Annotated in this window: 19 protein-coding genes; 3 read left to right on the forward strand and 16 right to left on the reverse strand. The window is 67.6% G+C overall.

Translation table 11 applies throughout. The features are described 5' to 3' along the window. Positions 1–188: 188 nt before the first annotated feature. The 5 genes from OSB52_RS18145 to OSB52_RS18165 form a co-directional block, all read right to left on the reverse strand. Complete coding sequence (locus OSB52_RS18145; RefSeq protein ID WP_266062987.1) at positions 189–947, reverse strand: NRDE family protein; 759 nt, start codon at positions 945–947, stop codon at positions 189–191. Between the two features lie 6 nt (positions 948–953). Then, the gene (locus OSB52_RS18150) at positions 954–2,462 is read right to left on the reverse strand and encodes a putative nucleotidyltransferase substrate binding domain-containing protein (protein ID WP_372512449.1); all 1,509 of its coding nucleotides are present in this window, start codon (positions 2,460–2,462) and stop codon (positions 954–956) included. Between the two features lie 75 nt (positions 2,463–2,537). Beyond that, entirely contained in the window at positions 2,538–4,835 is a 2,298-nt protein-coding gene (locus tag OSB52_RS18155; RefSeq protein ID WP_266062989.1) for a polyribonucleotide nucleotidyltransferase, read from the reverse strand. A 413-nt stretch (positions 4,836–5,248) separates the two neighbouring features. Continuing rightward, positions 5,249–5,518 (reverse strand): 30S ribosomal protein S15, encoded by a 270-nt coding sequence (gene rpsO / locus OSB52_RS18160; RefSeq protein ID WP_235722223.1) that lies wholly within the window; start codon positions 5,516–5,518, stop codon positions 5,249–5,251. A 151-nt stretch (positions 5,519–5,669) separates the two neighbouring features. Continuing rightward, complete coding sequence (locus OSB52_RS18165; RefSeq protein ID WP_235722224.1) at positions 5,670–6,635, reverse strand: bifunctional riboflavin kinase/FAD synthetase; 966 nt, start codon at positions 6,633–6,635, stop codon at positions 5,670–5,672. 189 nt (positions 6,636–6,824) lie between these two features. Here OSB52_RS18165 and OSB52_RS18170 point away from each other — a divergent pair, with 189 nt between their 5' ends. Further along, entirely contained in the window at positions 6,825–7,547 is a 723-nt protein-coding gene (locus OSB52_RS18170; RefSeq protein ID WP_235722383.1) for a metal-dependent transcriptional regulator, read from the forward strand. A gap of 26 nt (positions 7,548–7,573) precedes the next feature. Here the strand turns inward: OSB52_RS18170 and truB are convergent, their stop codons facing one another. From truB to rimP, 11 genes are all read right to left on the reverse strand, one after another. Then, positions 7,574–8,476: a tRNA pseudouridine(55) synthase TruB gene (gene truB / locus OSB52_RS18175; protein WP_266062990.1), complete on the reverse strand. Its 903-nt coding sequence runs from the start codon at positions 8,474–8,476 to the stop codon at positions 7,574–7,576. Position 8,477: 1 nt separating this feature from the next. Then, positions 8,478–9,134 (reverse strand): 4'-phosphopantetheinyl transferase family protein, encoded by a 657-nt coding sequence (locus OSB52_RS18180; RefSeq protein ID WP_235722226.1) that lies wholly within the window; start codon positions 9,132–9,134, stop codon positions 8,478–8,480. Next, positions 9,131–10,117: a metallophosphoesterase family protein gene (locus OSB52_RS18185; RefSeq protein ID WP_235722227.1), complete on the reverse strand. Its 987-nt coding sequence runs from the start codon at positions 10,115–10,117 to the stop codon at positions 9,131–9,133. The genes OSB52_RS18180 and OSB52_RS18185 overlap by 4 nt, the downstream gene beginning before the upstream one ends. A gap of 60 nt (positions 10,118–10,177) precedes the next feature. Further along, on the reverse strand, positions 10,178–10,930 hold the full coding sequence (locus OSB52_RS18190; protein WP_266062991.1) for an esterase/lipase family protein: 753 nt from the start codon (positions 10,928–10,930) through the stop codon (positions 10,178–10,180). 43 nt (positions 10,931–10,973) lie between these two features. Then, positions 10,974–12,320: an MATE family efflux transporter gene (locus tag OSB52_RS18195; RefSeq protein WP_266062992.1), complete on the reverse strand. Its 1,347-nt coding sequence runs from the start codon at positions 12,318–12,320 to the stop codon at positions 10,974–10,976. 20 nt (positions 12,321–12,340) lie between these two features. After that, on the reverse strand, positions 12,341–13,297 hold the full coding sequence (locus OSB52_RS25040; RefSeq protein WP_266062993.1) for a DHH family phosphoesterase: 957 nt from the start codon (positions 13,295–13,297) through the stop codon (positions 12,341–12,343). Then, a complete protein-coding gene (gene rbfA, locus OSB52_RS18205; protein ID WP_266062994.1) occupies positions 13,294–13,758 on the reverse strand; it encodes a 30S ribosome-binding factor RbfA in 465 nt (154 codons plus the stop codon). The genes OSB52_RS25040 and rbfA overlap by 4 nt, the downstream gene beginning before the upstream one ends. Positions 13,759–13,849: 91 nt before the next feature. Next, positions 13,850–16,645 carry a translation initiation factor IF-2 gene (gene infB / locus OSB52_RS18210; RefSeq protein ID WP_266062995.1) on the reverse strand — a complete coding sequence of 932 codons (2,796 nt, stop codon included), beginning with the start codon at positions 16,643–16,645 and terminating at the stop codon, positions 13,850–13,852. A gap of 104 nt (positions 16,646–16,749) precedes the next feature. After that, entirely contained in the window at positions 16,750–17,109 is a 360-nt protein-coding gene (locus tag OSB52_RS18215) for a YlxR family protein (RefSeq protein ID WP_308203679.1), read from the reverse strand. A gap of 44 nt (positions 17,110–17,153) precedes the next feature. After that, entirely contained in the window at positions 17,154–18,191 is a 1,038-nt protein-coding gene (gene nusA / locus OSB52_RS18220) for a transcription termination factor NusA (RefSeq protein WP_235722233.1), read from the reverse strand. A 187-nt stretch (positions 18,192–18,378) separates the two neighbouring features. Further along, positions 18,379–18,924, reverse strand: coding sequence for a ribosome maturation factor RimP (gene rimP, locus OSB52_RS18225; RefSeq protein ID WP_266062996.1), 546 nt, complete (start codon positions 18,922–18,924; stop codon positions 18,379–18,381). A gap of 158 nt (positions 18,925–19,082) precedes the next feature. Here rimP and OSB52_RS18230 point away from each other — a divergent pair, with 158 nt between their 5' ends. Together OSB52_RS18230 and OSB52_RS18235 are read left to right on the forward strand one after the other, a co-directional pair. Further along, a complete protein-coding gene (locus OSB52_RS18230) occupies positions 19,083–19,631 on the forward strand; it encodes a hypothetical protein (protein ID WP_266062997.1) in 549 nt (182 codons plus the stop codon). Further along, positions 19,628–20,062 carry a ferritin-like domain-containing protein gene (locus OSB52_RS18235; RefSeq protein WP_266062998.1) on the forward strand — a complete coding sequence of 145 codons (435 nt, stop codon included), beginning with the start codon at positions 19,628–19,630 and terminating at the stop codon, positions 20,060–20,062. The genes OSB52_RS18230 and OSB52_RS18235 overlap by 4 nt, the downstream gene beginning before the upstream one ends. Positions 20,063–20,175: the final 113 nt, after the last annotated feature.

A 20,175-nucleotide genomic window follows, 5' to 3' on the forward strand; every position in this document is an offset into this window, starting at 1 on the left:
CGGCGCCACCGACGTTCAACACCCGACCAGCGAATCGGCGCCACTGACGTTCAACACCCGACCAGCGAATTGTGCACCGACGTTCAACACCCGACCAGCGAATTGTGCACCGACGTTCGACACTCGACCAGCGATTTGTTGCAGCGACCTCGGGCAGCAGTAATCGGATGGCGCCGAATCGGGATGCCTCAGAAGCGGATCGTCGTGGTCCCGCGTCGGCGTGCACGGTAGGTGAACCGCCGCTCGGTGATGTCGCCGTGGCCATCGGCGCCCACTCGCAACACGGTCGACGCGCGCGTGCCGTAGCCGCGCACGTCGATGAACATCGGCGAGAGGTCACGTTCGCGCTCGATTGGCACTCCTGTGCTGGGCAGAGCGTCGTCGGCCGGGCGATCGCGGTCGGCAAGCAACTCGAGATACGGATCGACGGACTCCGGATCATCGAGCAGTAACTCCGACAACGCATCCCGCCCACGGTCGACCTTGGGCCAGTGACTGTCTAGCAAACCGTTGGACAATCCGTGAACGCCGTCGGGAACCTGCTGTAGCCGGGGCCGCGGCCAGTTCGTCGCCCACCAGAACTCCTCGGCATCGCCGATCAACACGTTCACCGGCGCATAACCCTGTGCACGGGTGAGGAGTTCGCCGGCGAACTCTGCCGGACTCATCGCACCGAGCAGGAACTGCACCGGCAGTTCCCCACGCGATCTCGGACCGGTAGCGGGTATTCCGTCGCGAACATTGGTGACCATGGCCACGCGGGAAGGGGTCTCGGCGTTGACGCCCATCCAGGTGCCGCCCGCCTCCCCGTCACGACCTCCGATGATCGGTGCGTCCGGCCATCGCGACAACGCCCGGGTGCGTCGCGCGTGGAACTCGTCCCGGTTGGCCGCGACCACCAGTGGCGTGTCGGGCAGGACGTTCCAGCCGAACAGGATCAGGCACATGACAGCTCAGTCGGCGACCGGTAGATAGTGGCTCATGTTGGTCATCTTGCGCTGTACACCGGCGATCTCGCGAACCGCCTGCGCAACGAGGCTGCGATCGAGCGGCGAGAGTCGTTTCATGTCCAGGGTGTCGCCCACCGGCTCGCCACGATCGAACTGCGCCACCTGGTAGGTGAGGCGCACCCGTTGCAGCACGTCGAACACCTCGACGAGTTCGGACGCCTGCGCTTCGCTGAGCATCGTGCTGCCTGCCGCCGCACGCAGCCGCGCACGGGTGTCGAGTTCGGTGGCTCCCACGCTGAGCGCCGCCCAACGCGCAATGTTCACCAGCGGGGTGAGAGCGTGCTCCTTGATCTCGAAGGTATCGGCCCGACGGGTCAACACATCGCGCATAGACCGCAACCGGGCCTTGTACGACAATGCTTCGGCCAGCAGCAATCCCACTGTGCCGGGATGGTTGCGGAGCTCGGCGAACAACCCACCGAGCGCGTCTGCGCCCAACACTCCCCAGATCGGCCGACTGTCCAGCAGCAACGAGGTGAAGATCATGCCCTTGTTCTCCAGCGGCGCCTGCACCCAGCCCTGCGCAGCAGATCGCCACTGCGACCGGGTGCGAGCAAACAAGGGCTTGGAGGCGATGGCACCGTTCTCGTCGATCCGGCGCCCTGCACCCAGGAGTACCTCGTTGACCTCACCGAATGCGATTCGGTAGGAATCGATCTGCTCATCGGGGACGGCGTCGTCGAGTGCCACGGCGGAGTCGATGTCGGAGGTGAGAACCGGCTCACGCCGGGCGTTGCTGCCCAAGGACAGCCAGGTGAGCGCGCCGGGGTCGAGTTCCGGGTGCCGCTCGAGTACCAGGTCCAGCGCCCGCCGGACCACGGCGTCGTGGATCAGCGCGCCGATCGCGGTCACCTCGTGAACGGGTTGTTCCCGTCGCACCATGTCGGCCATCAGATACGGGATACGACGTGCACGGGCCGTCAGATCGCCGATATTGCCTGCCCGGGACACCTGCGCACGCAGTGACATTCCCGGTCCTGCCGGGGCCGCGATGAAGTCGACCGCGGCCACCACCCCGACCACTGCGCCGGCGGGATCCACCACCGGCATGGCCGTCAGATCACGGTCGAACAACACGGTGAGCGCGTCCACCGCAGCGGTGCCCTGAGGCACCACCGGAACCGGCCCGGCGACCAGTTCACCGACCGGCGTGTCGATGTCTCGACCGACCGCGACGACCCCGGCCCGAATGTCGGCGTCGGTGAGCAATCCGTACGTGCCTCCGGTCAGCGGGATCACAAGATGATCCTGGCCTCGCTCGGTCATCAACGCCGCTGCCTCACGAACGGGCATGTCTGCTGAACCGATGATCGGCCGGGTGACCAGCAGATCGTCGACGATTCCCGGGCCGGAACCACTTCGATCGCGTCGACGTGCGACGGTGAGCTTGTTGCCCGATGCGCCATCCGGATCGGACACGGCGTATTCCCTCCCTGACTCGACGAATCTCATTGCTTAGATTAGCCGTGAGACGGGCGTGACCCGTCGCCCGGAATCGGGTGACGGGTCACGCAGTGTGTCCGATGATCAGGCGTCGGCGGTGGCGTCTGCCTTCTCGTCGCTCGTGGCCGTGTCGGCCTTGGCTTCGTCGTCGACCGGCACCAGGCTGATCTTGCCGCGGTCGTCGATGTCGGCGATCTCCACACGGAGCTTGGAGCCAACGTTGACGACGTCCTCGACCTTGTTGATCCGCTTGCCCTTGCCGAGCTTCGAGATGTGCACCAGGCCGTCGCGACCCGGCAGCAGCGACACGAACGCACCGAAGGCGGTGGTCTTGACGACCGTGCCCAAAAACCGCTCGCCCACCTTGGGCAGCTGCGGGTTGGCGATGGAGTTGACCTTGTCGATCGCGGCCTGCGCGGACTCGCCGTCGGAGGCGCCGATGAACACGGTGCCGTCATCCTCGATGGAGATGTTGGCGCCGGTGTCCTCGGTGATGCCGTTGATCGTCTTGCCCTTCGGGCCGATCAGCTCACCGATCTTGTCCATCGGGATCTTGATGGTCGTGATGCGCGGTGCATACGGGCTCATCTCGTCCGGCTCGTCGATGGCCTCGGCCATCACGTCGAGGATGGTCAGCCGGGCGTCCTTGGCCTGGCCGAGGGCACCCGCAAGCACCTTCGACGGGATCCCGTCGAGCTTGGTGTCGAGCTGCAGCGCGGTCACGAAATCCTTCGTGCCGGCCACCTTGAAGTCCATGTCGCCGAAGGCATCCTCGGCACCGAGGATGTCGGTCAGCGCCACATAGCGGGTTTCGCCGTCGACGGTGTCGGACACCAGACCCATCGCGATACCGGCGACCGGAGCCTTCAGCGGCACGCCGGCGTTCAGCAGCGCCATGGTCGACGCACAAACCGAACCCATCGAGGTGGAACCGTTGGAGCCCAACGCCTCCGAGACCTGACGGATGGCGTAGGGGAACTCCTCGACGCTCGGGATCACCGGCACCAGGGCACGCTCGGCGAGGGCACCGTGGCCGATCTCGCGACGCTTCGGCGAACCGACACGACCGGTCTCACCGGTCGAATACGGCGGGAAGTTGTAGTGGTGCATGTAACGCTTGGACGTCTCGGGTCCGAGCGAGTCGATCTGCTGCGCCATCTTGACCATGTCGAGGGTGGTCACGCCCAGGATCTGGGTCTCACCGCGCTCGAACAGGGCACTACCGTGTGCGCGCGGGATCACCGCGACCTCGGCCGACAACGACCGGATGTCGGTGATGCCACGGCCGTCGATCCGGAAGTGGTCGGTCAGGATGCGCTGACGCACCAGCTTCTTGGTGAGCGAGCGGTAGGCCGCACCGATCTCCTTTTCGCGGCCCTCGAACTGCTCGCCGAGCTGGGCGAGGATGTCCGCCTTGAGCTCGTCGGTCTTGTCGTCGCGCTCCTGCTTGCCCGCGATGGTGAGGATCTCCGAGAGACGATCCGAACCGGCGGCGGCGACGGCGTCGTAGGCGTCCTGCGCATACGGCGGGAACAGCGGGAACTCGCCGGTCTCCTTGGCCGCCTCGGCTGCGAGCGACTTCTGTGCCTCGCAGAGGCGTGCGATGAACGGCTTGGCGGCCTCGAGTCCCTCGGCGACAATCGCCTCGGTCGGTGCCTGCGCACCGCCGGCGATGATGTCGATGACGTTCTCGGTGGCTTCGGCCTCGACCATCATGATCGCGACGTCGGCGCTGTCTCCTTCACCGGAGACGATCCGCCCCGCGACGACCATGTCGAACACGGCACCCTCGAGCTGTTCGACGGTCGGGAACGCAACCCATTGACCGGCCTTGTTCTCCTCGGTCGGGATCAACGCGACGCGCACGCCGCCGACCGGCCCCGAGAACGGCAGTCCGGCGAGCTGGGTGGACGCCGATGCCGCGTTGATCGCGACGACGTCGTAGAGGTCCTTGGGATCGAGCGACATGACCGTCACGACGACCTGGATCTCGTTGCGCAGGCCGTCGACGAACGACGGACGCAGCGGACGGTCGATGAGGCGGCAGGTCAGGATCGCGTCGGTGGAGGGGCGTCCCTCGCGACGGAAGAACGAGCCGGGGATGCGGCCCGCAGCGTACATGCGCTCCTCGACGTCGACGGTCAGCGGGAAGAAGTCGAAGTGTTCCTTCGGCTGCTTGGATGCCGCGGTCGTCGAGAGCAGCATGGTCTCGTCGTCGAGGTAGGCGGTGACGGAGCCGGCGGCCTGCAAGGCAAGGCGGCCGGTCTCGAAACGGATGGTGCGGGTGCCGAAGCTCCCGTTGTCGATGACGGCGGTCGCTTCGGTGATCGTGTCGTCATAGTCGGCGTCGGTGTCGACGCCGGGGGTGGTCACATCTGACATGTGGTCGGAAGAATCCCTTCGTGTAGCCACCGGTGACCGGCGGCCGGTTGGTCGGATGCGGATCAGCTCTTCGCCGAACCCACCACACATTGCGGTGCGCGTGCACCACAGAGGTGGCGACGTCTGCGACAGCAGAGTCGACCCGGAACGGAGCCATGAGAGAAGTGCCGGTCGTGCGGATGCGCATCCGGAGCGCATCCTGAAGTAGCGCAGACGGCCTTCGATCGAAGCGGCCGGAATCAGGTCGGAACAGGTTCCGGCGGCCACTACCGAGGACCGATCTGCTCGAGTGTCACGTCCAGCAGGACTTCACGGCAACGATCAGTGGCCAGCCTATCATTACGGGCTGGCCTGCAGAAACGACTCGGCCGCCCCCGGGATGCGGAGGCGGCCGATCATCGGAGAATCGTCGATCAGCGACGCAGACCCAGACGCTCGATCAGCGAACGGTAGCGGTTGATGTCGACCTTCGCGACGTACTTCAACAGACGGCGACGGCGACCCACCAGCAGCAGCAGACCACGACGGCTGTGGTGATCGTGCTTGTGCGTCTTGAGGTGCTCGGTCAGATCGGTGATGCGCTTGGTGAGCAACGCGACCTGCGCCTCGGGCGAACCGGTGTCGGTCTCGTGCAGCCCGTACTCGGCGAGGACGTCCTTCTTTTCGGCGGCAGTCAGTGCCATGGAGATACTCCTGGATTCTCAGTCCCGCGTTCTTCGGTTACCGCCGGACACCTACCCCGGTACCGCGACAGTCGGCGCGCCACCGCGGACCGCAGCAACGCCGATCGACAATTTTACCAGCGCAAACGAACGCGGCCAAAATCGCCGACGGTCAACCCCGCTCGGCCAGCACCCGGCGGGTGTCCTCGACGTCGGTGGCGATGGCGGTGATCAGGTCTGCCACGTCGGGGTAGTTCTCCATCCCGCGCAGTCGGCCCACGAAGTCGATCGCGACGTGCTGCCCGTAGAGGTCGGCGCTCTTGTCGAGGACGAACGCCTCGACCGTCCGGGTCCGACCCGAGAAGGTCGGGTTGGTCCCCACCGACACCGCGGCCTGATACCGCTGTCCCGGCTCGACCTGTCCGACGACGGGTCCGACCCCCAACACCGAGAACCACGCGGCATACACCCCATCGGCGGGAATGGCCGCGTACATCGGCGGGGCGACGTTGGCGGTCGGAAATCCGAGCTCTCGACCGCGTCCGTCGCCGCGCACCACAACGCCTTCCACCCGGTGCGGACGCCCGAGCGCCTCGGCAGCGGCCTCGACGTCGCCGGCCGCGACACACGAACGGATGTAGGTCGACGAGAAGGTCACCGCATGCTCACCGAACAACGAGATGGCCTGCACCTCGAACCCGAACATCTGCCCGAGCTCGGCGAGTTTGGTGACGTCGCCGGCCGCCTTCTTACCGAAGGTGAAATTGTCGCCGACCACGACATCAGCCGCGTGCAGGGTCTCGACCAGGATGTCGTGGGCGAAGTCCTTGGGGGAACGCGACGCCAGTTCCGGCGTGAACGGCATGACGCAGAAGACGTCGATGCCGAGCTGTTCGGCCAGCTCCGCCCGCCGGGTCAGCGTGGTGAGCTGCGGCGGATGCGTGCCGGGCCGCACCACCTCGGCCGGGTGCGGGTCGAAGGTCATCAGCACGGCGGGCACGCCGCGTTCTTTCGCCGCTGTGGTCGCGGCATGGATCAACTGGGCATGGCCGCGGTGCACTCCGTCGAACACACCGATCGTGACCACGCATCTACCCCAGTCCGCGGGGATGTCCTCGAGACCTCGCCAACGCAACACGCGCACCAGCCTACGGCCCGCCGCGACGACAAACCACATCCGGCCGTCGGTGGTGAACAGCGTGTTTCACCGGACCTCGGATGGTTGAACGCAGCGGGAACTGCCGACGACGCGACGGCTGCTGTCGCCGGCCGGGCGGGCACACCCTAAGCTCGAAGAATGCCCCAGTCCCGCGCGGCCCGAGCCGACATGCCCGCATCGGGCGGAGATGTCGACGCCCGAACCACGTCGGCCGAGCGACCGGTGACCGAACTGTCCAATGTCACCCAGGACTACCTGAAAGTCATCTGGACGCTTCAGGAGTGGGCAGACGTGAAGGTCACCACCAAGATGCTCGCCGAACGTCTCGGGGTGTCGGCATCGACTGCATCGGAGGCCATTCGCAAACTCGCCGATCAGGGTCTGGTGTCGCACGAACGGTACGGGTCGGTCACCCTCACCGACGAGGGGCAGTCCGCGGCGGTGCTGATGGTCCGCCGACATCGACTCATCGAGACCTTCCTGGTGCGCGAACTCGGCTACGGCTGGGATGAGGTGCACGACGAAGCCGAGGTGCTCGAGCACGCGGTATCGGACCGGCTGATGTCCCGGTTGGACGCGAAACTCGGCTTCCCCAGTCGGGATCCGCACGGCGATCCGATCCCGGCCCTCGACGGTTCGGTGCCCAGCCCGGACGCCAGGCTGCTCTCCGAGCTCGAGGTCGACGAATCGGGCACGGTGGCACGGATCTCCGACGACGACCCGGAGATGCTGCGCTACTTCGACGAGGTCGGGGTCGCCCTGGACCGCGTGGTCACGGTCGTGGAGAAACGACCGTTCGCCGGCACGATTTCGATCTCGGTGGACGGCAGCGAGCAGATCGACCTCGGTGACATCGCCGCCCGGGCGATCTTTTTGGTGACGCCGCCATGATCGTGGGGCGGTCGCTGACCCCGGGGTCAGCGTAGCGTCGCCGGCCGCACCACCATCACCGAACTGGCGCGGCGCCCCTTCTCCTGTACGAGTGCGATAGCCCGACCGTCCGGGTCGATCACCACGTAGGTCTCCTTGCGGCCGATCGGGGTCAACCATCGCCCCTGACTGATCGACTCCGCTTCGTCGGCATCGATGTCGCGGTGCGGGAAGGACAGTTTCGCAGCCTCATCGATCGTCAGCGACAGACCGGGGCCTTCGCTCAGCATCTCCAGCGTGCGAGCGTTCTCGAGAGTGAACGGCCCGACGGCCGTGCGGCGCAGCGCCGTCAGGTGGCCGCCGACCTCCAGTGCGGAACCGAGATCGCGAGCCAGCGAGCGGATGTAGGTGCCGGCCGAACAATCGACCTCGACGTCCACATCGACGAAGCCGTCGTCGGTTCGCCGGATGCCGACGATGTCGAACCTGCTGACCGTCACCGGCCGGGCCGCGAGATCGAACTCCGCGCCGGTACGCACCAGGCTGTGTGCGCGTCTGCCGTCGACCTTGATCGCACTGACCCGGGCCGGAACCTGTTCGATGTCACCGGTCAGGGCCGCGATGCCGGCGGCGATCTCGTTGTCGGTCAGATGTGCCGCATCAACACGCGAGATCGTCTCGCCCTCACGATCGTCGGTGTCGGTGGCCGCACCGAGCCGCATGGTCGCCACGTAGGACTTGGTGGTCAGCGAAAGCAGTCCCAGCAGCTTGGTGGCCCGTTCGATACCCACCACCAGCACGCCGGTGGCCATCGGGTCGAGCGTGCCGGCGTGTCCGACCCGCCTGGTGTTGAACAGCTTTCGGCATCTCGACACGACATCGTGGCTGGTCATGCCGGGGTCTTTGTCGACGACGATCAGGCCGGCGTTCTCAATCGATGCATCGGCCATGTCAGAGGTGCGCAATCGTCGTCGTGATGAGTCCCTGGTCGATCAACCATCGTCCGCGGAGTTCCACCAGCGGCGCCCCACCATCGACCGCGGCTGGATCGATGAGGATTGCCGAAGTGAACGTGCCGGCCCGTTCGGACGTCTGGTCAAACGTGATGTGGGCGTCCTCGAAACCGAGCCACCGCTGCGTCAGCGGGAACCACGCCTTGTAGGTGGCCTCCTTGGCGCAGAACAGCAACCGATCCCAGTGCACTCCGGCCGGGCGGGTGGCGAGCACCGCACGTTCGGCCTCCAGGCTGGTGTGCTCGAGAACTCCGGCGGGCAGGCGATCGTGTGGTTCGGCGTCGATACCGAGAGACCGGACCTGCAGCGCGTAGGCGACCACGGCCGCCCGATATCCGTCGCAGTGGGTCAGACTTCCCACGACCCGGTCGGGCCAGACCGGCATCCCGCGCTCACCGCGCATTATGGGAGCGGGTTCGATTCCCAACTGCCCCATGGCCTGTCGCGCACAGTACCGCGCGGTGGTGAACTCGCGCCGCCGCTTCTCCACGGCCCGTTCGATCAGGGACCGTTCGGCGGGCAGCGGTTCGATGCCCGGTGGGTCCTCGAACGCCTCGGCCGCGGCGACACCGCTCGGCACGAGCTGTTCGATCATCTGTCGCCCTCCTGGGGACGTGTGGTGGGTCGTGCGGCCCGACGCTCGCGCCGCTCGGCGATGCGGCGCGCGAACTCGGCGGCCCGTTGCTCGTAGTCCGGCGGCAGTTCGAACCGTGCGCCGTGACCGGGCAGGTCGTCCTCGGTGAGCCCTGGGTCCGGGATGATCGGCCGCAGCAAGGGATCCGGTAGCCCGCGGCGCTTCCATTCGCGCGGATACCCGACCGACACCTCTTCGAAGCGTACGCCGTCGTACCAGGTGGTCCGCGGGATGTGCAGATGGCCGTACACGCAGCACGCTGCGTTGTACCGGGTGTGCCAGTCGGCAGTGAGTTCGCTTCCGCACCAGAGCGCGAACTCCGGGTACATCAGGGCGTCGGTGGGTTCCCGACGCAACGGCCAATGGTTGATCAGCACAGTGGGTTCGGCGGTATCCAGTGCATCGAGGCGCCGGCGCGTCGACTCGATGCGCGCCCGACCCCACGCATCGCGGGTGGGGAACGGCTCCGGCGAGAGCAAGAACTCGTCAGTGGCGACGACGTTTCGTTCGCGGGCCAACGCCAGCGCGGTCAGCGTGGTGGTGGTGCCCTCGGGACGGAAGGTGTAGTCGTAGAGCAGGAACATCGGCACCACCCGAACGCCCGGCGATCCGTCGCCGGGGTCGAACAACGGGTAGATGTCCTCCGGCGTCACGACACCGATGTCTCGGCAGGCCTGCACCAGATAGTCGTAGCGCGCGACGCCGAAGATCTGCAGCGGGTCCTTCGCGGTGGTGTAGAGCTCGTGGTTGCCCGGCACCCACACCACGGTGTGAAACCTCGTTCGCAGCCGCCGCAACGTGTCGATGATGTCATCGGTGCGTTCGGCGACATCGCCCGCGACGATCAGCCAGTCATCACTGCTCTGCGGCCGGATCTGGTCGACGATGTGCTCGTTGCCCCGATGCGCGACATGGAGGTCACTGATCGCCCACAACGTCGCCATCCGTTCAGCCTAACGATGTGGCCGCGGTCACCTCGGAGCAGCCCGACCGCCGCGCCTCGGTCAGCGGACCGGCGCCCCGGGGAGTGCGGACTTCTCGTAGGTGAGCACACCGTCGGGCTCGGTGACGTACTCGCCGACGCAGCGTCCCGTGATGGCCGCGACCGTGACGTCCCAGATCTTGGGGTCGAACGGTTCGAAGGTGTGCTCGAGCCCGAGCGCCGGCAGCGACTCGTTGGCCGGGATCGGAGTGACCCGGCACTGACCTCCGTCGAGGTGGCCGTCGACCCACTCGCGGGCGCTGCGGACGCCGTAGTACTGCGTGGAGCCCGGGGTGTCGTCGCCTTCGTTCAAAGCTGTCAAGAATGGGGTTCCAGGGCACACCTCGGGGGCGGCCGGTTGGCCACAGGCGCCCGGCGAGCCGTACTGCGGGCTGCCGAACGCGAGGTAGGTGGACACCTTCTGGTGTCCACCCATCTCCTTGAGATACAGGCGGGAGCTGACACCGCCGATGCTGTGACCGACCAAGGCGACCCGGACCCCGGGATGCTCGCGGTGAAGTCTGTCCACCGCGGCGCCGATCTGCTTCGCCTCGGCGGTCATGTCGGCGCCCGGGAGGTCGAGGACCGTGGTGGGATATCCGCGCGCCGTCAGGTTCTGGGCCATCGGCTGATACGGCAGGGCCCCGAGGTACTGCCCCGGGACGATCAGGACGTGCGTCGTCGCAGCCGGCGCGGCGCCGGCCGGAGCGGCGCCGGTGGACAGACACATCGCGAACACGCCGCACACGACGGCGACGAGGAATCGGATCGACATGAGGTAAGGGTAACCGAAGCCGCGGCACGAACTTACCCTTTGGTCAGGTCTGCATGCCCGTGCGGCGCCAATGACCCGATCGCACACGATGGGCGACGGCGACCAACCGGAGAACCATGAACACCACCAGGCCGCTCCAGATGCCGGCGAGACCCCAATCGAACACCAGCGACAACCAGATCAGTGGCAGGAATCCGCCGAGCGCAGCGGCCAGCGTGGCAGTGCGCAGGAATCGGGCGTCACCCGCCCCGAGGAGCACCCCGTCGAGCGCGAACACGACGCCCGCGATGGGCAACATCGCGACGAAGAACCACCACGGCGTCTCGATCGCGTCGAGGATCGCCGGGTCCGAGGTGAACAGCCGCGGGATCAGTGCCGCGCCGAGCGCGAAGACCGCCGCCGCTGCGCCGGCCGCGGCCACCGACGCCACGGTCACGCGACGCGCCGTACCCACCGCGGAGCCGACGGCTCCCGCACCCAGCGCAGCCCCCACCAGCGACTGCGCGGCGATGGCGAGCGAGTCGAGAAACAGCGACATGAACTCCCACAGTTGCAGCACCACCTGGTGGGCCGCGACGGCGTGAACGCCGAACCGTGCTGCCACCGCGGCAGCAGAGAGGAAACACACCTGGAAGGACAGACTGCGCAGCACCAGATCCCGCGCCATCACCAGTTGCGCCCCGATCACCCGTCGATCCGGGGCGATCCGTGGCGTGTCCGACCGACGGACCGCACGAACCACCCGGATGGCGAACAGCAGCCCCGTCAGGCCCTGTCCCACCAGGTTCGCCACGGCGCTCCCAGGCAGGCCCATCCGGGGAAACGGGCCGACACCGTGGGTCAGACCGACCACCAACACCGCCGCCACCGACAGCCCGACCACGACGTAGACAACCGGTCGCCGGGTGTCCTGCACCCCACGCATCCAGCCGTTGCCGGCCATCGACAACAGGATCAGCGGAACGCCGAACATGGCGATCCGCAGCCAGCCGGCCCCGTCGGCGACGACCTGTTGCGAATCCGCCGAGCCGGTACCGACGAGCACCCGCATCACCACCGGCGCCAGTGGGTACATCACCGCCACCAGCGCAACACCGACTCCGAGCGCGATCCAGCTCGCCTGTACCCCTTCGGATATCGCACCCGATCGGTTGCCTGCGCCGAATCGACGGGCCGACCGCGCGGTGGTTCCGTAGGAGAGAAAGGTGAGCTGGGTGCTGATCACCGACAGCACCAACGTTCCCACGCCGAGCGCAGCCAGTTCGTTGCCGCCGAGGCGACCGACCACGGCGAGGTCGAGAAGCAGATACAGCGGCGGCGCGATGAGTACCGCCAGCGCCGACACGGTGAGCACCGCGATGCGCCCACCGCTCGGCGTCGACGGCGGCACGCTCGTGACGTCCGACTCTCTCAGAGGGACTCCACCAGTCGCGCGACGACGGCGTCGGCGGTGCCGGTGTCGCTGTATCCCGATGCGTGCCGATGGCCACCACCACCGCGTGCCGCGACGATGGGAACGAGGTCCACGGCGCGTTTGGATCGCAGCGACACGGCCCATTCTCCGGGCGCGGTCTCTTTGAAGACTGCGGCGACCTCGGCCTCGACGGCCGTGCGCACGATGTCGATGACGCTCTCGGATTCCTCCCAGCTCATCGCGGAGAGTACGTCGTGACCCACCACCGCATAGACGATCCCCTCGCCGTTGCAGGCGTGCGGGTCGAGACGCGCGGTCGCGAGCACCTGCGACACCAGGGAGAACCAGGCGAACGGGTGACTGTCGATCAGTGCGCGGCTCCACGCCCGTCCGTCGACTCCGGCGTCGAGCAGCCGTGCGGCCACCCGGAACGACTCGGGCCGGGCCCAGCGGAACGAGCCGGTGTCGGTGACGATGCCCGCGTAGAGGCAGGTGGCGATGTCGACGTCGAGTTCGACACCGAGTTCGTCGAGCACCGCCAACACCAACACAGCGGTACAGTCTGCCGCCGGATCGATCAGGTCGTGGTCGCCGAACCCGTTGTTGGAGGCATGGTGATCGATTGTCACCGAGCACTCCGCAGCCGAGAACACCGGCGCCAGCTCATCGAGCCGCCCCAGGCTGGCTGCGTCCACCGACACCACCACCGGATGCCCCACCACCTCGGCCGCCGGCACGAGCAGCTTGCTACCGGGAAGCTCGCCCAATACCGCCGGCAATGCCACGGTGTCGGGAAACGCGACCTCCACCTCGGTGCCGAGGCGGGTCAGTGCCAACCCCAGCGCCAGCCCGCTGCCGATGGTGTCCGCGTCCGGGCGCACGTGGCAGAGGATTGTCACGGCGGATACCCCGGTGAGAGCACCGGCGACCGCCGTGCTGGTCGCGGCCGTCACTCCGGCGAACCGTCCTCGTCGCCGGGCTCGTCGTCGCGGCTGCGGTAGGGGTCGGCCTCACCCGCGGGGGTCGCGGTCGCCGCCTGACGCGCCACCAGCTCATCGTTGGCGCGGGCGCGCGCCACCAGTTCCTCCATTTGACGCGCCGCATCGGGCACGGTGTCGAGCGCGAAGGTCAGCGTCGGGGTGAACCGAACGCCGGTGCCCGCACCGACTTTGGATCGCAGAATGCCGGTGGCCTTGGCCAAGCCGGCTGCAGCGGCGTCGTAGTCCGGTTCGGCGTCTATGGATTCGCCCATCACGGTGTAGAAGATCGTCGCATCGTGCAGATCGTTGGTGACACGTGCGTCGGTGATGGTCACGTGTGCGAGCCGCGGATCCTTGATCTCGGTGCCGATCGCCGATGCGACGATCGACGAGATGCGCTTCGCCAAACGGGCGGCTCGTGCCGAATCAGCCATCTGTCGTCCTTTCCACTGGGAAACTACTCCCCTTCGGTCTGCGCGCGCAGCGGCACGCAGACCGAAGGGGAGGTGGGTTGTCGCGGCGGACTCAGTCGCGCGGCTTTTCCTGCAATTCGTAACTCTCGATGACGTCGTCGACCTTGATGTCGCTGTAGGTGAGCGTGAGACCACATTCGTAGCCTTCGCGGACCTCGGTCGCGTCATCCTTCTCGCGCCGCAGTGAGGCGATCGACAGGTTCTCGGCGATCACCACGTTGTCGCGGAGCAGGCGGGCCTTGGCATTACGCCGCATGATGCCCGACTGGACCAGACAGCCGGCGATGTTGCCGACCTTCGACGACTTGAAGATGGCCCGGATCTCGGCGCGGCCGAGCTCCACCTCTTCGTAGATCGGCTTGAGCATGCCCTTGAGCGCGCTCTCGATCTCGTCGATGGCCTGGTAGATGACCGAGTAGTACCGGATGTCGACGCCCTCGCGGTTGGCCAGCTCGGTGGCCTTGCCCTCCGCACGCACGTTGAACCCGATGATGATCGCGTCCGACGCTGCCGCGAGGTTGACGTTGGTCTCGGTGACACCACCGACACCGCGGTCGATTACCCGCAGCGAGACCTCATCGCCAATGTCGATCCCCAGCAACGCCTCTTCGAGCGCCTCGACGGTACCCGAGTTGTCGCCCTTGAGGATGAGGTTGAGCTGGCTGGTCTCCTTGAGCGCCGAATCCAGGTCTTCCAGACTGATCCGCTTACGGCTGCGCGCGGCCAGCGCATTGCGCTTGCGCGCGTTGCGCCGGTCGGCGATCTGCCGGGCGGTGCGGTCCTCTTCGACGACGAGCAGGTTGTCGCCCGCGCCGGGCACCGACGTGAATCCGATGACCTGAACCGGACGCGACGGTAGCGCCTCGGCGACGTCGTCGCCGTGCTCGTCGACCATGCGGCGGACACGTCCGTAGGCGTCACCCGCGACGATCGAGTCGCCGACCTTGAGGGTGCCGCGCTGCACGAGCACGGTCGCCACCGGTCCGCGACCACGGTCGAGGTGTGCCTCGATCGCGACACCCTGGGCGTCCATGTCCGGGTTGGCCCGCAGATCCAGCGAGGCATCCGCGGTCAGCAGGACCGCTTCGAGCAGCGCGTCGATGTTGTCGCCCTGCTTGGCGGAGATGTCGACGAACATCGTCTCGCCGCCGTACTCCTCGGGGATCAGGCCGTACTCGGTGAGCTGACCACGGATCTTCGCCGGGTCGGCGCCCTCCTTGTCGATCTTGTTGACCGCCACCACGATCGGCACATCCGCCGCCTGCGCGTGGTTGACCGCCTCCACCGTCTGCGGCATGACGCCGTCGTCGGCCGCGACCACGAGGATCGCAATGTCGGTGGCCTTCGCGCCACGGGCACGCATGGCGGTGAACGCCTCGTGACCCGGGGTGTCGATGAACGTGATCAGACGATCGTCCCCGTTGAGGTGGGTGTTCACCTGGTAAGCGCCGATGTGCTGGGTGATGCCACCGGCCTCCGCCTCACGGACATTGGCCTTGCGCACGGTGTCGAGGAGTCGGGTCTTGCCGTGGTCGACGTGACCCATGACGGTGACCACCGGCGGACGCTGCTCGAGATCCTCTTCGCCGCCCTCGTCCTCGCCGTAGGACAGATCGAAGCTCTCCAGGAGCTCGCGATCCTCGTCTTCGGGGCTGACGACCTGGACGGTGTAGTTCATCTCCGAGCCGAGCAGCTCCAGCGTCTCGTCGTTGACCGACTCGGTCGCCGTGACCATCTCGCCGAGGTTGAACAACGCCTGGACCAGCGATGCCGGGTTGGCATCGATCTTGTCGGCGAAGTCCGACAGCGAGGCACCACGAGCGAGACGGATGGTCTCGCCGTTGCCGCGCGGCAGCCGAACGCCACCGACGGCCGGAGCCTGCATGTTCTCGTACTCGGCGCGTTTTGCCCGCTTCGACTTGCGTCCTCTGCGCGGGGCACCGCCGGGACGACCGAACGCACCCGCGGCACCGCCGCGACCGCGACCGCCGCCGCCACCTGGGCGTCCGCGGAAACCGCCGGGCGCGCCGCCGCCACCGCCGGGTCCGCCACGGAAGCCGCCACCACGGCCGCCGCCACCGCCGGGTCCGCCGCGACCGGGACGTCCGGCGTCCGGACGCGCGGCACGGCTCGGCATCGCGCCCGGGCTCGGACGTGGGGGCATGCTACCGGGGCTGGGACGGGGTCCGCCCTGACCGGGAGCGGGACGACCGCCTCCCTGACCTGGGCGTCCACCGGCTCCGGGCCGACCGCCGCCGGGACGCGGGCCACCCTGCCCCGGACCGGGACGAGGACCCTGCGGCCGTGGAGCGGGCGCCGGCGCGGATGAGTACGGGTTGTTGCCGACACGCGGTGCGCGCGGGCCGGGCTTGGGACCGGGACGCGGGCCGGGTCGGGCCGCGGGAGCGCTGCCGGCGTCTTTCGCGGCCGGAGCTTCCGGCTTGGGAGCCGGGGCGGGCTTCGGCTTCGCCGGGGACGGCGTGGGGGCCGGGGCCGGAGACGGAGACGGAGTCGACGACGGGGCCGGGGTGGCGTCGGCCGCCGCGGCCGGGGACGGGCCCGGGGTCGGTGCGCCGGGCTTGGGGCCGGGCCGTGCCGGTCCGGGTTTGGCGCCGGAGCCGTTGGCGCCGGGCTTGGGTGCACCGCCGGGCTTGGGCGCCGACTTGGCGCCTTCCTTGGACCCGGAGGACTTGGGGAATGATTCGCGGAGTCGACGGGCCACTGGGGCCTCCACCGTCGACGACGCAGATTTGACGAACTCGCCTTGCTCCTTCAGTCGCTCGAGCACCTGCTTGCTCGTCACGCCGAGTTCTTTGGCCAGTTCATGCACGCGGGCCTTGCCTGCCACTGCTCTCCTCACTTGTGAGGTCGAACGGGCTGCCCGCTACGACCTCGGTTTACGTCCGATACGCGCTCATCGTGGGTACTTCACGGTGTGCTCATAGTCTTCTGCTACCTGTTCCGGCCGCTACGGCCATCTTCTTCGGTGATCTCGCCGATCGCTTCGGCGAGGTCGTCGGGGTCCACGGTCAGACCGGGAGCCCGTAGCGCCGAGGGAAACGCCTTGCGTCGCACCGCGGCGGTCACACAGTCCCTCCGCGGGTGCAACCAGGCACCTCGTCCCGGCACGGTTCGCGCGACGTCCACAACCAGTTGTGGCGTGTTGTCGTCCTGTCGGACGGCAACCCGGACCAGATCGGCTGCTTCGGCGCGCTTGCGACAGCCGACACACATCCGGACCGGCCCGAGGTGGGCGAAACCGTCCTGCTCGCTTCGATCCGGGGGTGGCGTCAACAGTCTTCGCTGAACCATCGATCAGTCTAGCGCGCCGTAGGTGTTCTCGGGCAACCGGCTGCTCAGTCGGCGTGCGACAGGCCCGGACGGCCGCTGTGCGCGGCCGGTGGCGCCGGATCGGCGTCGGACCGAATGTCGATCCGCCAGCCGGTCAGCCGGGCAGCGAGTCGAGCGTTCTGGCCTTCCTTGCCGATCGCCAGAGACAACTGATAGTCGGGTACCACGACTCGTGCGGCCTTGGCGGCGAGGTCGACGACCTCCACCGACACAACCTTCGCCGGCGACAATGCATTCCCGACGAACACCCCCGGATCGGTGTCGTAGTCGATGATGTCGATCTTCTCGCCGGCCAGTTCGCTCATCACGTTGCGCACACGCTGCCCCATCGGTCCGATGCACGCGCCCTTGGCGTTGAGTCCGCTCACCCCGGTGTGCACCGCGATCTTCGAGCGATGTCCGGCCTCCCGGGCGACAGCGACGATCTCCACCGATCCGTCCTCGATTTCCGGGACCTCGAGCGAGAACAACTTGCGCACGAGATTCGGGTGCGTGCGCGACAAGGTGATCTGCGGCCCACGCGGTCCACGAGAAACGCCCACGACGTAGCACTTGATGCGGTCGCCGTGCTCGTACGTCTCGCCCGGCACCTGCTCGGCGGTCGGGATGACCCCCTCGGCGCTGTTCGCGTCGCTGCCGATCTGCACCACGATCATCCCGCGGGCGTTGGCGCGGGCGTCCGCCTGCACGACGCCACCGACGATCTCACCCTCGTGGGTGGCGAAGTCGCCGAAGTTCTTCTCGTTCTCCGCGTCGCGGAGGCGCTGCAGGATCACCTGACGTGCGGTGGTGGCGGCGATCCGGCCGAAACCCTCCGGGGTGTCGTCCCACTCGTGGACCACATCGCCGTTGTCGTCGAGCTCCTGCGCGAGCACCCGCACCGCACCGGTCTTGCGATTCACGTCGATGCGGGCGTGCGGCGCGAAGCCGTCGGTGTGCCGGTAGGCCGTCAACAAGGCGGTCTCGATCGCGGTGATCACCGTCTCGATGGAGATGCCCTTGTCGGCCTCGATCATCCGCAGCGCATTGATGTCGATGTTCATCTGGCAGTTCTCCTATTCATTTGTGGCTCCTATTCACTTGTCTGGGCTGTTCACTTGTCTGGGCTGTTCAATTGCTTGGGCTGTCCACTTGCTTGGGCTGTCCGCTTGCGTTCGGGCGTTCTGTTGTCCGATTTGATTGTGCGCAGTTACACGCGATTTGTGAATGCGTCGGTGGTGGTGTGTCCGCTCAGGGCGCCTGGCGACGCCGCGCGATTTCGTCGGCCTCGAGGCCACACAGCTCTAGTTCGGCGGAACTCGGGCGGGAGAAGTCCACGCCCACCACGGCGTTGGTCACCGACTCCAGCATCACCCGCATGGCACTCAGGCGACCACGGTTGTTGACGACGATCTCCACCGCGTCCTCATCGACCGATCCGACCCGACCATCGAGGTGCGCCGGGGCACCGGCGGCATCGACGTAGTCAACCGACACCTTGCGGCCGGTGGCGCGCCGCCAATGCCGGCGCAGGGTGAGGGGGCGGTCCACACCGGGCGAGGTGACCTCGAGCACGTAGGCGGCGTCAGCGGTCTCGGGCGCCGCGTCGAGAACGTCGGAGATCTGTCGACTGAGGTCGGCGAGGACGTCGAGTTCGCCGCCACCATCGCGGTCGACGACGATGCTGACGTCGGTCCGGCCGGTGGAGCCGGTGACATGTACATCCTCGAGGTCGAAGCCCTCGGCGGTGACGACCGATTCGACGAGTCGGTGCACCTGTTCGGCGGTGAGCGGCACAAGCGCCTCCTCGTCTTCAGTTGTCGCGACGATGCTGTGGACTGATGGTCACGGCGGTGATGGACCGCTCGTGTGCAGTGGCCCATCGTAGACCATCGTGATGGCACCGACGACCAGCCGACCGGCTCGTGCTCTAAAGCGGGAAGTCTGCTGGCATCATGTCTCGCGTGACCACACCCCTCCCCCGCCGTTCGGTCCTGCGCGGCAGTCTGGTCGTCGTAGCCGGAGGTGTCGCGACATCCATGGTGGTGGCCTGCGACCGAGGCCCGACTGCCGATCAGATCACCGCCGCCGCCCTGGCACCGCTCGCCGATGCTGCGCTGGCCGATCAGGCTGCCGCGCAGGCATTGGCTCCGCAGGTGCCGGAGTACAGCAATGCCCTCGGGGTGGTCGCGAACCAACGCGGTGAGCACGCCCAGGCCCTGCGCGAGGAGATCACCCGACTCGACGAACGCACCGCCGCACGCCTCGGCACGGCGGGAGCTGCAGGATCGGGGTCGACGCCGGGGACTCCGACGTCGGGGACGGCCCCGGCTCCGTCGGCGCCTGTTCCGACCGTCTCCACGGTTGCCGGGATGCGCGGGCTGCTACAGCAATCGGCACGCACCTCCGCGGACGCGACGGTGTCATTGACCGGTTACCCGGCCGGACTCGCCGGCGCGATCAGCGCCTCGGTGACGAGCATGGTGGAGGTACAGCTCGCATGACCGCCCCGACTGACGCACTTGCTGCCGCCGTCGATGCCGAGGACGCCGCGATCTTCACCTACGGCGTGTCGACCGCCTACGTTTCCACTGCACGGCGTTCGATGGTGGCGGAATACGTTGCCGCCCATCGAGTTCGACGCAACGAACTGGTGACTGCGCTGACTGCGGCCGGCGCGACGGCACCGCAAGCGGCCGCCGGCTACACACTGCCCGTGGATGTCGATGATTCGGTGACGGCGGTCCAGGCGCTCCTCGCCGCCGAAGTCGACTGCACGGTCGCCTATCGCGCGCTCATCGAGCAGAGCGAGGATGCCACGGCGCGCCGCATGGGACTCGACGGACTCACCGAATCATCGGTGCGCGCGGCCAATTGGCGTGTGGCACTGCGTGAATCACCGGTCACCGTCCCGTTCCCCGGACGCGCCGGCTGAGCCGATTGAAGGCTCGGGCCAACCACGACGCGCAGCCGCGCATGTCGCGAGGTGCGCGGATGCCGATCGCGTGCGCGGATCGATCCGTCGTCGGCGATCACCTGACCCCGCGA

The sequence above is a fragment of the Gordonia aquimaris genome (genome assembly GCF_026262595.1).
GTDB lineage: Bacteria > Actinomycetota > Actinomycetes > Mycobacteriales > Mycobacteriaceae > Gordonia > Gordonia tangerina.

What these genes read in the sequence shown, in the direction of transcription:
- OSB52_RS18170 (WP_235722383.1), top strand. Translation starts at nt 6,825, where the DNA reads ATGCCCGCATCGGGCGGAGATGTCGACGCCCGAACCACGTCGGCCGAG.
- truB (WP_266062990.1), bottom strand. Translation starts at nt 8,476, where the DNA reads ATGGCCGATGCATCGATTGAGAACGCCGGCCTGATCGTCGTCGACAAA.
- OSB52_RS18145 (WP_266062987.1), bottom strand. Translation starts at nt 947, where the DNA reads ATGTGCCTGATCCTGTTCGGCTGGAACGTCCTGCCCGACACGCCACTG.
- OSB52_RS18155 (WP_266062989.1), bottom strand. Translation starts at nt 4,835, where the DNA reads ATGTCAGATGTGACCACCCCCGGCGTCGACACCGACGCCGACTATGAC.
- rbfA (WP_266062994.1), bottom strand. Translation starts at nt 13,758, where the DNA reads ATGGCTGATTCGGCACGAGCCGCCCGTTTGGCGAAGCGCATCTCGTCG.
- OSB52_RS18230 (WP_266062997.1), top strand. Translation starts at nt 19,083, where the DNA reads ATGTCTCGCGTGACCACACCCCTCCCCCGCCGTTCGGTCCTGCGCGGC.
- OSB52_RS18150 (WP_372512449.1), bottom strand. Translation starts at nt 2,462, where the DNA reads ATGAGATTCGTCGAGTCAGGGAGGGAATACGCCGTGTCCGATCCGGAT.
- OSB52_RS18235 (WP_266062998.1), top strand. Translation starts at nt 19,628, where the DNA reads ATGACCGCCCCGACTGACGCACTTGCTGCCGCCGTCGATGCCGAGGAC.
- OSB52_RS18185 (WP_235722227.1), bottom strand. Translation starts at nt 10,117, where the DNA reads ATGGCGACGTTGTGGGCGATCAGTGACCTCCATGTCGCGCATCGGGGC.
- OSB52_RS18215 (WP_308203679.1), bottom strand. Translation starts at nt 17,109, where the DNA reads ATGGTTCAGCGAAGACTGTTGACGCCACCCCCGGATCGAAGCGAGCAG.
- rpsO (WP_235722223.1), bottom strand. Translation starts at nt 5,518, where the DNA reads ATGGCACTGACTGCCGCCGAAAAGAAGGACGTCCTCGCCGAGTACGGG.
- nusA (WP_235722233.1), bottom strand. Translation starts at nt 18,191, where the DNA reads ATGAACATCGACATCAATGCGCTGCGGATGATCGAGGCCGACAAGGGC.
- OSB52_RS18180 (WP_235722226.1), bottom strand. Translation starts at nt 9,134, where the DNA reads ATGATCGAACAGCTCGTGCCGAGCGGTGTCGCCGCGGCCGAGGCGTTC.
- OSB52_RS18190 (WP_266062991.1), bottom strand. Translation starts at nt 10,930, where the DNA reads ATGTCGATCCGATTCCTCGTCGCCGTCGTGTGCGGCGTGTTCGCGATG.